Origin of the sequence: Nocardia sp. NPDC005998 (genome assembly GCF_040614395.1) — a bacterium.
In the GTDB taxonomy this organism is placed as follows: Bacteria; Actinomycetota; Actinomycetes; order Mycobacteriales; family Mycobacteriaceae; genus Nocardia.
Map to the genome: position 1 here is coordinate 34698 of NZ_JBEXUI010000037.1, position 14078 is coordinate 48775.

Below are 14078 nucleotides of genomic sequence, written 5' to 3' on the forward strand. Positions count from 1 at the left end.
TGTCTAGGAACGCAAGGGTTATTGAGCCAGGCTGTTTTCCGGCGAATAGGCCGAATGCGAGGTTCTGTTCGGCGAGTGGTGTTATCTTCCGAAGCTGTAAACATCGGATCAGTGCACGGATGAGGTCGGTATGACTTACGGGGAGTTGAACGGGCTGACGGCCGTGGTGACCGGCGGCGGATCCGGCATCGGCCGGGCGATCGCGACCGCATTCGGCCTCGCTGGTGCGCGGGTGGCCGTGCTGGATCTGCGGCCGGGCCCGCCGGTCGGACGCGATGGCCTGGCGTTGACATGCAATGTGTGCGAGGACGATTCGGTGCGCGCGGCCATCGAGACCACCGCCGACGCATTCGGCCGCCTGGACATCGTGGTCAACAATGCGGGCATCGGTGCGCAGGGAACCGTCGAGGACAATACCGACGATGATTGGCATCGCGTCTTGGACGTGAATGTGCTCGGTGCCGTGCGGGTTTCCCGCGCCGCGCTGCCTCACCTGCGCCGCTCGCCCGCCGCCGCGATCGTGAACACCTGCTCGATCGCAGCCACCACCGGCCTGCCGAACCGCGCGGCCTACAGTGCCAGCAAGGGCGCGATCCTCGCGCTGACGCGCGCCATGGCGGCCGATCACCTCTCCGAAGGAATTCGAGTCAACTGCGTGAATCCAGGCACGGTCGATACCCCCTGGGTGCAACGCCTGCTCGCCGCTGCCCCCGATCCTGCCGCGGAACTCGTTGCACTCCAAGCCCGTCAGCCGCACGGCAGGCTGGTCAGCCCCGAAGAAGTCGCGGCCGCGGTGTTGTATCTCGCCGGACCACACGCGGCTTCGACCGCCGGCGTCATGTTGGAAGTAGACGGCGGCATGCATTCACTCCGGCTGCGTGCGCCCAATGGCAGCCCGAATATCGCCGAGCAACAGGAGAATCCGATCCGGTGACCGAACGCCGCATCCCGAAATACCGCGACCTCGCGCCGTTGGTGAGGTTCGAGCGCCCCTTCGGCGGCCTCGACCACAAGCTCGCTCGCGCCCAAACCATCTGGGACCTGCGCGAGTTGGCTCGCAAACGCACACCCAAGGTCGCCTTCGACTACACGGACGGCGCCGCCGACGCCGAAATCAGCCTCCAGCGGGCCCGACAAGCGTTCCAAGACATCGAATTCCGCCCAGCCATCCTCCGCGACGTCGCCGACATCGACACCAGCACGACCATCCTCGGCAAACCCTCCCAGCTGCCCTTCGGCATCGCCCCCACCGGCTTCACCCGCATGATGCATACCGCAGGCGAAGTCGCCGGCGCCCGAGCCGCCGCCCGAGCCGGAATCCCCTTCACCCTCTCCACCATGGGCACCACAGCCATCGAAGACTTGGCCGCCGCCACCAATCCCCAGGCCCGCAACTGGTTTCAGCTCTATATGTGGAAGGATCGGGATCGCTCCCTGGCCTTGGTCGACCGCGCCGCCACGGCAGGCTTCGACACCCTGGTTGTCACAGTCGACGTCCCAGTAGCCGGCGCTCGCCTCCGCGACGCGCGCAACGGCATGACCGTCCCACCCTCGATAACCCTCACGGGCGCCCTCGACGCGATCCGAAAACCCCGCTGGTGGTTCGATTTCCTCACCACCGAACCCCTGGCCTTCGCCTCCCTGGACCGCTGGTCCGGCACCGTCGCCGACCTCCTCGACGCCATGTTCGACCCCACGGTCGACTTCGACGACCTCATCTGGATCCGCGACCGCTGGCCCGGGCGAATCCTCGTCAAAGGCGTCCAAACGGTAGACGATGCCAAACGCCTCGCCGCCTTGGACGTAGACGGCATAATCCTGTCCAACCACGGTGGCCGCCAACTGGATCGAGCCCCGGTCCCCCTACACCTCCTCCCCTCGGTGGTCCACGAGGTAGGTGACGACCTCGAAATCCACCTGGACACAGGCATAATGCACGGCGCCGATATAGTCGCCGCGCTGGCCCTGGGCGCCCAGTTCACCCTGATCGGCCGCGCCTATCTCTACGGCCTGATGGCCGGGGGCGAATCAGGCGTAGACCGCGCCATCGACATCCTCCGCACTCAGCTCACGCGCACGATGAAACTCCTGGGCGTCGGCTCCATACAAGAACTCGAACCCGCCCACGTCCGCCTGCTTTACCAGCGCCCGAGGTAATCGGCACCGCTACCCGTCTACCGACCATCGGCTCGATGTCGCCAGATCATCACCTCACCGTGCCCCGCGCTACCCGATGCATGCCCGCGATCTCCATAACCTCGATAATCTCGCCGGCGGTCGCGTCGTACCTCAGCGCGTTCTCCATGTGCATCGGCGCCGGACATGCCATTGGGGTGGCCGAGGGCGATCGCGCCGGGCGATGACGTTGTCCCAGCGGGCCAATGCCGATGGCACGGATGGGTCGATGGCAACGGCGGCGAACACTTCACTCATCCGCACCAGATCCAGATCGGCCGGCGCGATTCGGTGCAGACGTACTCCTCGGCAACAGCGTTGGAGGAGGGCTGAAGTCGCAGTCTGGAGTCAGAGCTACCTATTCACTGACCGAGCCTGGGCCGTCGGGGGATACAACGGCAGTTGGTTAGCGCACTCATTTGGATGTACTACTGATGGTTGATTTCAGCACGTGGTCGCGGGAGTCGTGTACGTGGCCGCGCAGGGTGGGCAGGTCGACGTCGAGAACATGGCTGTTCCATTTGCGCGGTTGGCCGTCGATGAGGACCGCGGTGATGTTGCGAGGGTCGCTGCCCAGGACGATGGTGCCGACGGGATCGTTGAGCGGCATGGTGTTGAGGTCTTCGGCCTGGATGACCAGCAGGTCGGCCTTCTTTCCGGCCACTAGTGATCCGGTCACGTTGTGCAGGCCGTTGGTCCGGGCGCCTTGGAGGGTGGCGAAGTCCAGGACGTCGTAGGTGCTGATGCGGGAGGGCTGCCGGCCGGTGTTGTAGGCGGCGTTGACCGCTCGCATGCGCTGGATGGCGTGCAAGGCCCGCATCTGAGTGAACATATCGCTGGCCAAGGCGACCTCGACGTCAATGCTCAGACCGGGGCGGATCCCGGCGGCCAGGGCTTCCTCGATGGCGGGGACGGCGGTCTCGAGGCCGATCTGCGCCTCGGATGTGGGGGCCAGTGACACGGTGGTGCCGGTGTCACCTATCGCCTGCCATGCGTGGCCGGTGAGGCCGGTGCTGTGGATGAGGGTGACATCGGGTCCCAGCAGGCCGTCTCGTTGCCAGTCCAGGACGGCTTGGGAAGAGGAGGCGCCGAAGACAGCGTCGATGCTCACCCCGATGCCCAGATCGTTTGCGATGCGGGCGAGGTCGGTGCCGTAGGCCAGGGCGGGGCCGGCGATCTCGTTGGTGGCTAGTGCGGCCAGGCGAAGAGTCAGCAGCTGGTCACTGCTGCTGAAGTACTGCTTTTTGAGCCGGGTGAGATCGCCGGGCCACTGTCGGTCCCAGTCGCCGAAGTGCGGGCCCATCGATGCGTGCACGCCGCGGATACCGGTGTCCAGCAGGGCCTGGATTGCGGCGTCGGAGTGCTCGCGGGAGCGGGAATTGTGGGAGAAGTCGAGCATGCAGGTGATGCCGCTGTCGATGGCGGTCAAGGCGGCCAACCGGGTGCCGACATACATGTCCTGAGGCCGGTAGACGGTGGCATAGCCGGCCAAGGTGGCCGCGACGTAGCCGGTTAGGTCGTCGACGTCGGGCATGATGCGACGTAACTGGGCCTGCCAGGCATGCCGGTGAGTGTCGACGAAGCCGGGGCACAGGATCGTGTGACGGGCATCGACGACGATGGCTTCGGCCACGTCCATACCGTGCCCCACGGCTGCGATCGTGTCGCCTTCGACGAGCAGATCGGCGTCGTCCAGGACACCCAGTGCCGGGTCCATGGTCACGATCGTGGCGCCGGTGAACAAAATGCGCCGCCGCCGGTCGGGCGACCGGCGGCGGATCTGCTCGAGCACCGCAGTGCTGGTGGTGCCGGCGACGGGGGTGTCGTAGGTACTCATGAGAAATTTCACCTTGTCGTTGCAGTGCTGCGCGCGTGCCGCTGAACCGGGACGCTGGGGGAAATGAGCAGCGGGAGCCCGCCGGTTGTGCGCGCAGGACGAGGGCATGCGCTGGGAGGGTTCCCATGTCGGGCCACCGAGTTGGCCAGATAGATACTCGAGAGCCGCGAGCGGTCGGCCGGTGAAAGGTGGCCGCTCGCCTGCCGCTGGCGTCCATCGGCGCAGGGCACCCGCATGGCGATGACTGCTACTGCTGCCGGTACAGGACGAGATGCTCGTGGTAGAGCACGCCGTCACGGATGTTGCCGGTCGCGGTGAAACCAGTGTCATCGACGTAGTCGATGTGGTTGCCGGTCACGGTGTAGCGGCCGGTGTAGGCGCTGCGTCGGCTGCCGCGGGCCTCGTCGTAGTGGCCGTCGGCCCGCAATTGCTGGCGGATGTGGCCGTCTGCGCTCACCCACATACCGATCACGTCGGTGTCGTCGTTGCTCGTCTGTCCGGTCATACCGCTGGTTCCTTTCGTCCTGGAAGCGGTCCGTTCTGCCTCGCCGAGTCTGGGCGATTCACCGATCAGCAGCCAGGACGGATCCTGCCTGGGTACAGCGCACCCGGGCAGCCGTTCGGCCTGCGCCTTAATCTGGGATCCGTGCTTGACAACGAGCTGGGACAGTTCCTGCGTGCCCGCCGGGCGAGTTTGCGGCCCGACGACGTCGGCGTGATCAGTCACGGCATGCGCAGGGTTAGCGGCCTACGCCGTGAAGAGGTCGCGGTGCTGGCCGGGATGAACGCCGACTACTACACCCGGCTGGAACAGGGCCGCGAACGCCACCCTTCGCCCCAGATCCTCGACGCGCTCAGCCAGGCAATGCGGCTGGATACCGACGCCCGAACCCACCTGTACCGGTTGGCCGGTGCCGTGCCCAGCGGCCGCACCACCACGACCACCGACCAGGTCAGCCCGGCGATGCGCCAGTTGATCGACGGCTACCCGCTGGGCGCGGCATTCGTCGTCAACCGAGCCTTGGACATCCTGGCAGCCAACACCTTGACCCAGGCCCTGTACTCCCCTTTCACCAGGGCCGACAACCTCGCCCGCATGACCTTCCTCGACCCCGCGGCCCGCCAGTTCTATACCCGATGGGGCCAGACGGCCGAAGCCACCGTGGCCAACCTGCGCCATGCCGTCGGCCTGGACCCCAACAATCCGCGGCTACGGGCCACAATCCGCATCCTCACCGAACAAAGCCCGGAATTCACCCGTCTATGGAACACCCACAACGTGCGCGGCAAGACCCACGAGGCCAAGCACTTCCTCCACCCCGACGTTGGGCCACTGGCTCTCACCTACCAAGCACTCGACATCCCCGACGCCCTGGGCCAGCAACTCGTCGTCTACCACGCCGAACCCGACAGCCCTACCGCCCAAGCCCTCAAACTGCTCGGCTCCCTGCACGCCACCCGCGATCACACACCCAACACGTAGCCATCCACCCCTTTCTCTACTTCTGCGACCCACACTCACCCTGGCAGCGTGGCACCAATGAGAATGCGAACGGCCTTCTTCGCCAGTACTTTCCGAAGTTCACCGACCTGTCCGGCTCGCTAGCTGTTTATCGGAAGTCGGCACGGGTCTCGCGCCGAGCTCAGGTCGAGATGTATGCGCCACGCGAGGAGACACGGACTCTACCGGGTTGTTCCACAGCGCCATTTACTGTGCCGAGAGAGACAGGACCGGCAGCCGCGGATCGGCTGGGGGCTCGGTGCCTCATCCGGCGGTCGAAGCCGGCGATAACGCATCCGCCGTACCGGCCCAGGCCGTGAGTGCCTCGGTTCGCTCGACAGAACGCTTCGATGGGTCGAGAGTTCTTGTGGCCCAAGCGATATGCCCGTCAGGGCGGACGAGGATTTCGGTGACGTCGTCAAGATCCGCGCGCTGTTCATGGGTCGCCGCGGTGAAGGTGCCCACCCGGTCTGCCCACCCGGTGACCTCGAAATTTGGCGCCGAGGCGAGATCGAGGAGCGCGAAACGGCCCTCGTGCAGCAGCTCGTAGACCCTCGTCGACTTCGCGTTCCGGTCGGTCATTTCGATATCCGGCATCCGCCGCCCCACCAGCACATCCGCCCCGGCGGGGGCGGGATAGACGGTGTCGAGCGCGGAGACCAGCCCGGCCAGTCGACGGTTGACCTCGCCGATCTGCAGCAGCTCATCGAGCAGAGCGCGCAATGCCGCTGCGGGACGCCGGTACTCGGCGACCAGGGTCAGCTCGGCGAGCAGCGTCTGAACTTCGGTGTTGTCGGTGACCGCCTGACCGACCGGACGGCGCTCACTGTCGTAGGTGTCCAGCAGACCTGGTGGCGCCCAGCCATTGATCTGCGCGGCCAGCTTCCAACCAAGGTTCATCGCATCCTGTAGCCCGGTGTTCAATCCCTGTCCGGCGGCCGGGAAATGGATGTGCGCGGCATCACCCGCCACCAGAACTCGACCGGCGCGGTAGCGCTCGGCCAACCGGGTCGCATTGCCGAAACGCGACAGCCATCTCGGTTGCGCTATGCCGCAATCAGTTCCACATAGATAGGTCAAGGAGTCGCGGAATTCGGCTTCGGTCACCGGCTCCGCCGACGGTGTGCGAATCCGCCGCGGATCCATCAAGACGAAACGAGTCAGCCCCGACTCCAGCGGAACCACCAGCACGCCGGACTCAGTTGCCTGCGCCAAACTTTGCGGCTCGACGACCGCGAAATCGCCGAGCATCCCGGTCAACGTCTCGTCGGTGCCAGGAAACCCGATACCCGCACCCGCCCGCACAACACTGCGGCCACCATCGCACCCCACCACGAAGCCGGCCCGCATCGAATCAGTTCCCGCCCGACCGCGCACCTCGACATCGACCCACTCCGCTTCTTGATTCAGAGCGGTGACCTCACGTCCACGCAGAATCTCGACACCCGACTCCTGCGCCCGCTCCGCCAGTAACTCCTCGGTCCGCGCCTGTGCGAGGAACAGCGTGTACGGGTGCCGGGAATCCAGCGCCGCAAACGACAATCGAGTGTCCAGACTCGCGAAATGCCAGCCGGGCAAGGTCCGTCCCTCGGCCCGGAAACGATCGGCCAGTCCGCGCTGGTCCAGCACCTCCATGCTGCGCGGATGCAACGTCAGCGCGCGGGAATTCTGCTGCGCCTCGATCCGCCGCTCGATGATCCGCACCCGTACCCCGGCGGCCGCGAGTTCGATGCCCAGCATCAGCCCGGTCGGGCCCGCACCCGTGATCAATACATCGACTTCCGACATCGAACCACCTCCACAATAATTAGTGAACAACGTTCTCGTGAACGATGTTCACTATAGTTCCGGGTATGGCTACCCTGTCAAGCGCCAACTCGGCGTCCACCACAAAGGCCTCCGGCCGCGGACGGACACCCCGACTCAACGCATCGCACACCGTCGAGGTCGCGCTGGAACTACTCGACGACATCGGCTTGGATGCCCTCACGATGCGCCGCGTCGCCGACGCCATCGACGCCCAGGCGAGCGCGCTGTATCGCTACTTCGCCACCAAGAACGACCTACTCACAGCCATGGCCGAACGCATGCTCGCTGGATGCGACGAGCCGACAGCCGCAGCCGACTGGACCGAGCAGGTTGCCGAACTCGCCCACCGCTTGCGCGCGGCCTTATTGCGCTATCGCGACGGGGCAAGGGTTTTCGCAGGCACCCACCCCACCGGCGCACACACTCTCGGCTTCACCGACACCCTCATCGGAGTGCTCCGCAGCGCGGGTTTCCCCAATGCCGATGCGGCTCGCGCCGCCCTCACCGTGGTCCACTACACCCTCGGCCACACACTGGAAGAGCAAGCCGTGAACGCCGATCCGGCCGACGCCGTCCGCTTGACCGAAGCACTCGCCTCGGGCCGATTCGAGCACCTCACCGCCGCCGAGTCGGTCCTGACCGACCCAGACTTCACGATCCACTTCGAATTCGGACTCCAGCTGCTGATCTCGGCCTTATCCGGGCAGCGGGGTCGCAGCCTCACCTGATCCCCGACGGCCCGGGTCAGCCGGATCGTACTGTGAACAGCGGCATCCGCAGCGAGAACACACCGCCACCGAACGGTGCAAGTCGCAACTTCGTGAGCTGGGAGTCCTTCGGCGGCAACAGCATCGCCGGACTGGGTCTCGAAACCTTGGTAACGAGACGCGCTCTGCAGCGAAGTACCCGTTACGAAAAGGGCGTGCGGGCTGCGGCGCGCAGTATGACTTGCGGTGCTGTGTGGCGGTGATTTCGCACTGTTGGATGGTGGCGATGACGAGGGTGTTGTAGCGGGTGAGCGTGTTCGGAGGGGTGTAAATCGGTGGAATCAGAGAGTCGACCGCCTACCTTGGTCCTTGTCGGGGAAGCGGGAATGTTACTCAACGGTTGCCCTTTTGGCGATCCGTGTTAGTTGTTCCCAAGCCGGCGAGGTGATTCCGACGGATTCGCTGACCAGGCGGGTCAGTTTCGGGTCCAGTGTCGGGGTTGTCCGGCCGGCGGCTCCGGTGCGCCTGGCGGTCTGCCACCGTCGGGTGCGGTTGGCGAGGTCCACCAGGCGTGGGTCGTCGGGTGACCAGTCGAATGCCGCGTCGTAGTCGAGGTAGATGGTCTGGAATTGCGGATCGCTGATGGCGTCGAGCTTGTCGGTGGCCCACTCCGCGGCCTGTTCGGGGGCGACCGATTGCAGCAGAATCCAGATGTCGCGTTCCATCTGTACTGCCCGTTCGCTTACCCCGAGGTGTTGCAGGCGGTCGAGGTACTCGGCAACATCGGTGGATACGAACAGGCGTTCGCCGCAACCCAGTTCGGCGATTTGCTCGCGGGTTCGGCGGATCTCCTCGGCGCGTTCGGCGAGCAGGCAGTCGATCTCGGCGATTGCAGCCGCGAACTCGTCGGAGTTCGCGGTGAGCAATTGCTTGACACGCGCCAGTGGCACGCCGGCGCGTACCAGTGTCTTGATCTTGACCAGATTGATGGCGTCTTCGGCGCGGTAGCGGCGATAGCCGGACGAGTCGCGCGCCGGCTCGGGCAGCAAGCCACGCTCGTGGTAGACGCGCACGGCCTTGATCGTCACGCCCGCATACCGCGCGAGCTGCCCGATCGTGATCATGCGCGTCTCCATTCGATGGTGTGCCACCTATCCGTGGCCGTCATCGCATCCGGGCGAAAAATCGGCCAGCGAGATCGATTCCGGTCACGGTGCCGGATTCGTCACGAGTGAAGAATCCGCGTTGTCCCTGCAGGCCGCCGTCGGTGACGATGTACTCGTCCGCGTCGCCGGGCAGCAGACCGAGGGTAGCCGGTGGCAAGTCGGGTGGCATTTCGGTGTCCGCGGCGGCACGGATCTCCGGTTTGATAGCACATCCGATCGTCAACACCGCTTCGTTGTTGTCGAGGGTGAGTCGCATCATCTCGTTCTCGTAGTGCCCCGCGATCTCTGCTGCCCGCCCCTGGTCGTAGGGCAGCGGTTCCGGGTCGGGTTCGATCACGCCGAGGTAGTGTTCGAGCACCCAGTTCACCAGGGCTCGGTTGAATGCGAGGCCCGCGTCCGGGCCCGCGTTCGACGTCACGGCGACGGCGAAGTTCCGCTCCGGCACGATGAGCAGGTCGGCGAACTGGCCGTTGCCCGACCCGCCGTGCCCGATGGTCGCGACACCGTCCACCTCGCGCAGGAACCAGCAGATGCCGAATGCGTCACCCAATGTGCTGCCGCGCAGTTCCACGGTTTGCTCCCGCATCCCGTACAGCAGTTCGATTGGCAGAATGCGCTCGCCGCCATCGGTCCGGCCGTCGCCGAGATGGAACTGCGCCCACCGCAGCAAATCCCCCACCGACGTCACGACGCCGCCACCCGGGTTGTTGGCACGGTTGTCCTTCCACTGCCGGGCCACCGCGAGCACACCGTTCGCATCGACGTTGTGGCCCACTGCAAATCGCCGGGTCATCACGTCGCTGACCGCGTAACAGCTGTGTGCCAGTCCGAGCGGTTCGAACAACAGCGACGCGACGGCCTGCTCGAAGGTCGACCCGGTGACGTTCTCGACGATTCGGCCGGCCAGGTTGAACCCCGCCTGGCTATAGGACGGCCGCGCCCCCGGTTCCGCGATCAGCGGCGACTCGGCAAGTTTCACCGCGTGCCGCGCCAACGCGTCGTCGCCTTCGCCGGTGTCGACGCCGAGCTTCCATTCCAGCCCAGCCGTATGGTTGAGCAGCCGCAAAACGGTGATCTTGTCCGCGGCTGCATCGGTGGGGGCGAATTCCGGGACATACCGCCGCACCGGTGCGTCCAACTCCACCCGGCCCTCGGCGACCAACCGCATCAACGCGGTCGCGGTGAACGTTTTACTCACCGACCCGACCACGAACATCGTGTCACGGTCCACCGGAAGCGGATTGTCCACACTCGTCACCCCATGGCACGCGAAGTCTTCTCGACCACCGGTCGACACTCCGACAGCGACACCCGGGACGCCCATTTTCTCTGCCGTGTCCGCGACGAATTCCAACAATTGCTGTGTCATCTCGTTCATGCCAATATGCTCGAACCTTGCCCCCGGGGCAAGGTCAAGCCCTTGGTCGAAACTCACCCACCGCGAGATCGAACGGGTCCGGATTCCAACGCCCCTCGAGGTGTCTTATTCTGTTCACTCCCACGAAATGCGCACCATCCTGCTCGACGAGGAACGCAAATTCGATCTGCGCTCCAGCGCGGACGAAAGGTGTTGTCTCACAGCCATTTCACCGGAACCGGTCACTAGCGACGACTACCACTACCTGCACGACACCCACGGCCTTCCCCGGGATCTCGTGGTGTACTTGAACACCGAAGCCGCGCAGTAGTTCTCACCATCTCCGGGTGACCGTGCAAGCGCGCCGCAAGCATCGCACCAGGCAGTGCAAGAGTTCTCGAAAAGCATTGATTCATGGACGAATTCGACGTGGTGATTGCGGGCGCCGGCCCGGTTGGTCTCTTCCTTGCCTGCGAGCTCGGTCTCGCGGGCTGTGCTGTCCTGGGGCTCGAGCGGGAGGCGGAACCCGGCTCCCCGTGGCGGGCGGACCCGCTCGGGATGCGGGGTCTGTCCGCCACGTCGGTCGAGGCGTTCTACCGACGCGGGATGCTGCACCCGCTGTTGAAGGCTTCGGGCGTCCACGACGATCCCGACGCGAACCTCGACGCGGACGAGCCGTCGCCCCCGCGGAGCGTGGGCCAATTCGCCGGGATAGTTCTCGATCCGGCCGAGGTCGACGTTGCCGCACTGCCGTTCCGGCTGCCCAACCCGGCAATGGACGGCGTGATGACGAACCTCGACGCAGGTCCGGACCGGAGTACTGGTCTGAGGACGGCGTGCACCCGACACCAGCTGGTCACGCCGCACTCGCGGCGGCCTGGCTGCGCCTGGTTGCACCGGCAGGAGTCCAGCCAGAAAGAAGGGTGCGAGATGGAGTGACCGGGGACCGCCGTGGGAGATGAGATCTTCGGCCTCGTTCCCGTTGCCGATCAGGGAGGCGCCACGTCCCCGTACGCCGTGGTTCGATCCGGTACCGCCCGTCGTTCCCGATTCCCCGCTGGTCACGGCTTCTCGCGAAAGCCGTTGGAGCAGAGCGGGCCTAGGTAGCATCGGACCTGGTCTCGCGCGATGTTCCCTGGTCGGCCCGGGAGCATCCACGTGAGGGGTATTTGCTGCACGTCTACTTCTTCTCCGGATCTTTCGACCATGTGAGGAGCTCGGCGATGACCAGTGTCGTACCAGCCACCAAGTGGGACCTCTCTCTCGGCACCGCGGCGGTGTTCCCCTCCCGCAACGGCATAGTCCGCCCGTTCATCCTGGTCGGCGACTCGGCCGAGGCGGCGGTCGATCCCAACGCCTTCGCCAAGGAAATCGACAGCCCAAGCCCGGACTATTCGTTCCGCGCCATGCTCAACAACGCCAGCTACGACTTGATCCTGGTGTGCCTGAGCACCAGCGACAGCCTCGACGGCAAGGCCTACGACAGCCTGCGGTCGGTGATCACACGCACAATCAACTACAGGAACGGCGGCGAACCGCTCACGGTGTGCGGTATCGGGCGTGGAGCCTTGCAACTTCGCTACCTGCTGGCCAGGACCGAGGCCGAGGGGATCGACCACCAGGCCCGGTGTTTCCTGTCCTACTACAGCACCGAGCCGAGCAAAGACGAAGCCGCCGAGCTGAACAGGGTCGGCTCGTGGCCCAGGCTGCCCCGCATGTACGAAATCGGCATAACCGGGGACAACTTCAATTACATAACCAGCGATTTCGACGACTTGATCACCGGTGCAAGGGCCAACCGCGTCCCCCTGTTCCCCGACGAACTGAGCACCAACATCCTTGAGAAAATCCATAACTAGCACCGCGCGCAACATGAAGACCGGTCAACGGCTACATCGCTGAGATCCCAACGGCCCTGCATCGCCTCGCCGAGGCAGTTGGACTTTCCGGGCCGACGCGGACCAGTCGGTGACTCCGAGGCCAACAATCGAAGTTTCAATCCGTGGCGATACCCCGGGCCCCGGAGTCCCGAAGCCGTCGGCGTGCCGGGGGCGGCGAACGTGCGATAGCACTGTCAGCTCGGCGATGCTGGTTTCTCGCCTGGGAACAGGATCGGGCTGATCAAGTACGGTCTGCGGCCCGGCCCGGGCTGGTTCGCCGCGAGGGGTGCGACGAGGTCGCGGAAGCCGGTGAGCATGGTGTCGAGCTCCTCGGGGCTGAGCCAGAGCGTGGCTTGGCGGTAGCCGACCGCGTCGGCGACGGGATCGGCGTCGGCTTGATCGAGGTAGGCGTTGAACTCGGCGATCAGGACGGCCATGGCGGCGGCGAACCCTTGGCGGTGATCGTGCGGGGTCATTGCGCTGCTTGCCTCTGGGGAGACGGTCGGGCGGTCGGGTCGCAATCGGTAGGAGCGTTCCACCGCGCCGCGCACGCGTCGCTCGTCACCGATCTCGAGCATTCCGCCCTCCATGAGCAGGCCGAGCTGGCGGTAGACGCTGGTCCGGGGCACATCGGGCATGCGGTCGCACAACTCTCCTGCGGTGCGTAATCGGCCGCCGGACATTGCGTGGATGATGCGCAATCGCACCGGGTGGAGCAGCAACTCGATCGGGTCCATACCGTAACTATCCCATATATGGTACCTTTCCCAAAGTTGGTATTGAACGGAAGGGTGACCGCGATGCGGGATGTTCCTGGGCGTCGAATGATGGTGAACGGCACCGAGATCTACTTCGAAGAGTCCGGCACCGGGGACACCTGGGTGGTGTTCGAATCCGGTGGGGGCGCCGGGCGGACGCTCTGGGATCGGGTGGTGCCGTTACTGGGGGACATCGCGCATACCGTCGCCTACGACAGGGCCGGTCGCGGCCGCAGCGGCAGCGCCGCCGAACCGCAGACCATCGACGACATGGCGGCCACCCTGGTGGCGTTGGTCCAGGCGCTCACGTCGGGGCGGGTGATCCTGGTGGGCCACAGCATGGGTGGGCTGATCGTCCGTCGCGCCGCCGAAACGCTGTCGCCAGCCGGGCTCGTCCTCATCGACCCGACACCGGAAGCCGCTCCGAACTACAACAATTGGGCGCCGACCGCCAAGAAGACCGACCGCATCCTCGCCGCGCAGCAGGCACTGAGCCACTTCCCACCGCTCATGCGGATACTGACCCGCTCCTATGGGCGAAAGTTCCCCGCCGACAGCTACGCGACCATGCTGGCCGAAGACTTCACCCCCGCCGGGCTCGCCACAACCCGGCATGAAATAGCGGCCGTCGCGGGGGCGATCGACGAATTCCGCCGCCGCCCACCAGAACCACCGAAATCCGGCGTCATCGTCATCTCGGCGATCCACGCCGCCCGCTACCAGGCTCGCAATCTCGACGTCATGCGCGAATACCAGCGCCGATACGCCGAACAGGCCTGCGGGCAATACGAGGATGCCGTCTCCGAGCACATCATCCCCGCCGAGCGACCCGAGCAAGTCGCTGCCGCGGTTCGCCGACTGGTGAACGCTTAGCATCCCGGGAGCAGT

Annotated in this window: 14 protein-coding genes; 8 read left to right on the forward strand and 6 right to left on the reverse strand. The window is 65.4% G+C overall.

Going from position 1 to position 14078, the window contains the following annotated elements:
• Nucleotides 1–130: 130 nt before the first annotated feature.
• Together ABZ293_RS33615 and ABZ293_RS33620 are read left to right on the forward strand one after the other, a co-directional pair.
• Nucleotides 131–934: an SDR family oxidoreductase gene (locus tag ABZ293_RS33615; protein WP_355187327.1), complete on the forward strand. Its 804-nt coding sequence runs from the start codon at nt 131–133 to the stop codon at nt 932–934.
• Nucleotides 931–2157: an alpha-hydroxy acid oxidase gene (locus tag ABZ293_RS33620; RefSeq protein WP_355187329.1), complete on the forward strand. Its 1227-nt coding sequence runs from the start codon at nt 931–933 to the stop codon at nt 2155–2157. The genes ABZ293_RS33615 and ABZ293_RS33620 overlap by 4 nt, the downstream gene beginning before the upstream one ends.
• A 433-nt stretch (nt 2158–2590) precedes the next feature.
• On the opposite strand, the gene ABZ293_RS33625 is transcribed toward ABZ293_RS33620, so the two are convergent.
• Nucleotides 2591–4012: an amidohydrolase family protein gene (locus ABZ293_RS33625; RefSeq protein WP_355187331.1), complete on the reverse strand. Its 1422-nt coding sequence runs from the start codon at nt 4010–4012 to the stop codon at nt 2591–2593.
• Nucleotides 4013–4259: 247 nt separating this feature from the next.
• A complete protein-coding gene (locus tag ABZ293_RS33630; RefSeq protein WP_355187333.1) occupies nt 4260–4517 on the reverse strand; it encodes an Atu4866 domain-containing protein in 258 nt (85 codons plus the stop codon).
• 141 nt (nt 4518–4658) lie between these two features.
• Here ABZ293_RS33630 and ABZ293_RS33635 point away from each other — a divergent pair, with 141 nt between their 5' ends.
• Nucleotides 4659–5495, forward strand: coding sequence for a helix-turn-helix transcriptional regulator (locus ABZ293_RS33635; protein ID WP_355187334.1), 837 nt, complete (start codon nt 4659–4661; stop codon nt 5493–5495).
• 282 nt (nt 5496–5777) lie between these two features.
• Here the strand turns inward: ABZ293_RS33635 and ABZ293_RS33640 are convergent, their stop codons facing one another.
• Nucleotides 5778–7301 (reverse strand): monooxygenase, encoded by a 1524-nt coding sequence (locus tag ABZ293_RS33640; RefSeq protein WP_355187336.1) that lies wholly within the window; start codon nt 7299–7301, stop codon nt 5778–5780.
• Nucleotides 7302–7366: 65 nt separating this feature from the next.
• On the opposite strand from ABZ293_RS33640, the gene ABZ293_RS33645 reads away from it, so the two are divergent.
• Nucleotides 7367–8050 carry a TetR/AcrR family transcriptional regulator gene (locus ABZ293_RS33645; RefSeq protein ID WP_355187338.1) on the forward strand — a complete coding sequence of 228 codons (684 nt, stop codon included), beginning with the start codon at nt 7367–7369 and terminating at the stop codon, nt 8048–8050.
• Between the two features lie 368 nt (nt 8051–8418).
• Here ABZ293_RS33645 and ABZ293_RS33650 read toward each other — a convergent pair whose 3' ends face one another.
• Both ABZ293_RS33650 and ABZ293_RS33655 read right to left on the reverse strand, forming a co-directional pair.
• A complete protein-coding gene (locus ABZ293_RS33650) occupies nt 8419–9153 on the reverse strand; it encodes a MerR family transcriptional regulator (RefSeq protein ID WP_355187340.1) in 735 nt (244 codons plus the stop codon).
• Between the two features lie 40 nt (nt 9154–9193).
• Nucleotides 9194–10573 (reverse strand): serine hydrolase domain-containing protein, encoded by a 1380-nt coding sequence (locus tag ABZ293_RS33655; protein WP_355187342.1) that lies wholly within the window; start codon nt 10571–10573, stop codon nt 9194–9196.
• 127 nt (nt 10574–10700) lie between these two features.
• On the opposite strand from ABZ293_RS33655, the gene ABZ293_RS33660 reads away from it, so the two are divergent.
• The 3 genes from ABZ293_RS33660 to ABZ293_RS33670 all read left to right on the forward strand — a co-directional run bounded on the left by ABZ293_RS33660 (nt 10701) and on the right by ABZ293_RS33670 (nt 12411).
• On the forward strand, nt 10701–10883 hold the full coding sequence (locus tag ABZ293_RS33660; protein WP_355187344.1) for a hypothetical protein: 183 nt from the start codon (nt 10701–10703) through the stop codon (nt 10881–10883).
• Between the two features lie 83 nt (nt 10884–10966).
• Nucleotides 10967–11491, forward strand: a complete 525-nt coding sequence (locus ABZ293_RS33665) for an FAD-dependent monooxygenase (protein WP_355187346.1) — start codon at nt 10967–10969, stop codon at nt 11489–11491.
• 284 nt (nt 11492–11775) lie between these two features.
• The gene (locus tag ABZ293_RS33670; protein WP_355187347.1) at nt 11776–12411 is read left to right on the forward strand and encodes a hypothetical protein; all 636 of its coding nucleotides are present in this window, start codon (nt 11776–11778) and stop codon (nt 12409–12411) included.
• 215 nt (nt 12412–12626) lie between these two features.
• Here ABZ293_RS33670 and ABZ293_RS33675 read toward each other — a convergent pair whose 3' ends face one another.
• Nucleotides 12627–13169, reverse strand: a complete 543-nt coding sequence (locus ABZ293_RS33675; RefSeq protein ID WP_355187349.1) for a helix-turn-helix domain-containing protein — start codon at nt 13167–13169, stop codon at nt 12627–12629.
• A gap of 63 nt (nt 13170–13232) precedes the next feature.
• Here ABZ293_RS33675 and ABZ293_RS33680 point away from each other — a divergent pair, with 63 nt between their 5' ends.
• On the forward strand, nt 13233–14063 hold the full coding sequence (locus ABZ293_RS33680; protein ID WP_355187351.1) for an alpha/beta hydrolase: 831 nt from the start codon (nt 13233–13235) through the stop codon (nt 14061–14063).
• Nucleotides 14064–14078: the final 15 nt, after the last annotated feature.

What these genes read in the sequence shown, in the direction of transcription:
- ABZ293_RS33655 (WP_355187342.1), bottom strand. Translation starts at nt 10,573, where the DNA reads ATGAACGAGATGACACAGCAATTGTTGGAATTCGTCGCGGACACGGCA.
- ABZ293_RS33665 (WP_355187346.1), top strand. Translation starts at nt 10,967, where the DNA reads ATGGACGAATTCGACGTGGTGATTGCGGGCGCCGGCCCGGTTGGTCTC.
- ABZ293_RS33645 (WP_355187338.1), top strand. Translation starts at nt 7,367, where the DNA reads ATGGCTACCCTGTCAAGCGCCAACTCGGCGTCCACCACAAAGGCCTCC.
- ABZ293_RS33630 (WP_355187333.1), bottom strand. Translation starts at nt 4,517, where the DNA reads ATGACCGGACAGACGAGCAACGACGACACCGACGTGATCGGTATGTGG.
- ABZ293_RS33675 (WP_355187349.1), bottom strand. Translation starts at nt 13,169, where the DNA reads ATGGACCCGATCGAGTTGCTGCTCCACCCGGTGCGATTGCGCATCATC.
- ABZ293_RS33660 (WP_355187344.1), top strand. Translation starts at nt 10,701, where the DNA reads ATGCGCACCATCCTGCTCGACGAGGAACGCAAATTCGATCTGCGCTCC.
- ABZ293_RS33680 (WP_355187351.1), top strand. Translation starts at nt 13,233, where the DNA reads ATGCGGGATGTTCCTGGGCGTCGAATGATGGTGAACGGCACCGAGATC.
- ABZ293_RS33650 (WP_355187340.1), bottom strand. Translation starts at nt 9,153, where the DNA reads ATGATCACGATCGGGCAGCTCGCGCGGTATGCGGGCGTGACGATCAAG.
- ABZ293_RS33615 (WP_355187327.1), top strand. Translation starts at nt 131, where the DNA reads ATGACTTACGGGGAGTTGAACGGGCTGACGGCCGTGGTGACCGGCGGC.
- ABZ293_RS33670 (WP_355187347.1), top strand. Translation starts at nt 11,776, where the DNA reads ATGACCAGTGTCGTACCAGCCACCAAGTGGGACCTCTCTCTCGGCACC.
- ABZ293_RS33625 (WP_355187331.1), bottom strand. Translation starts at nt 4,012, where the DNA reads ATGAGTACCTACGACACCCCCGTCGCCGGCACCACCAGCACTGCGGTG.
- ABZ293_RS33640 (WP_355187336.1), bottom strand. Translation starts at nt 7,301, where the DNA reads ATGTCGGAAGTCGATGTATTGATCACGGGTGCGGGCCCGACCGGGCTG.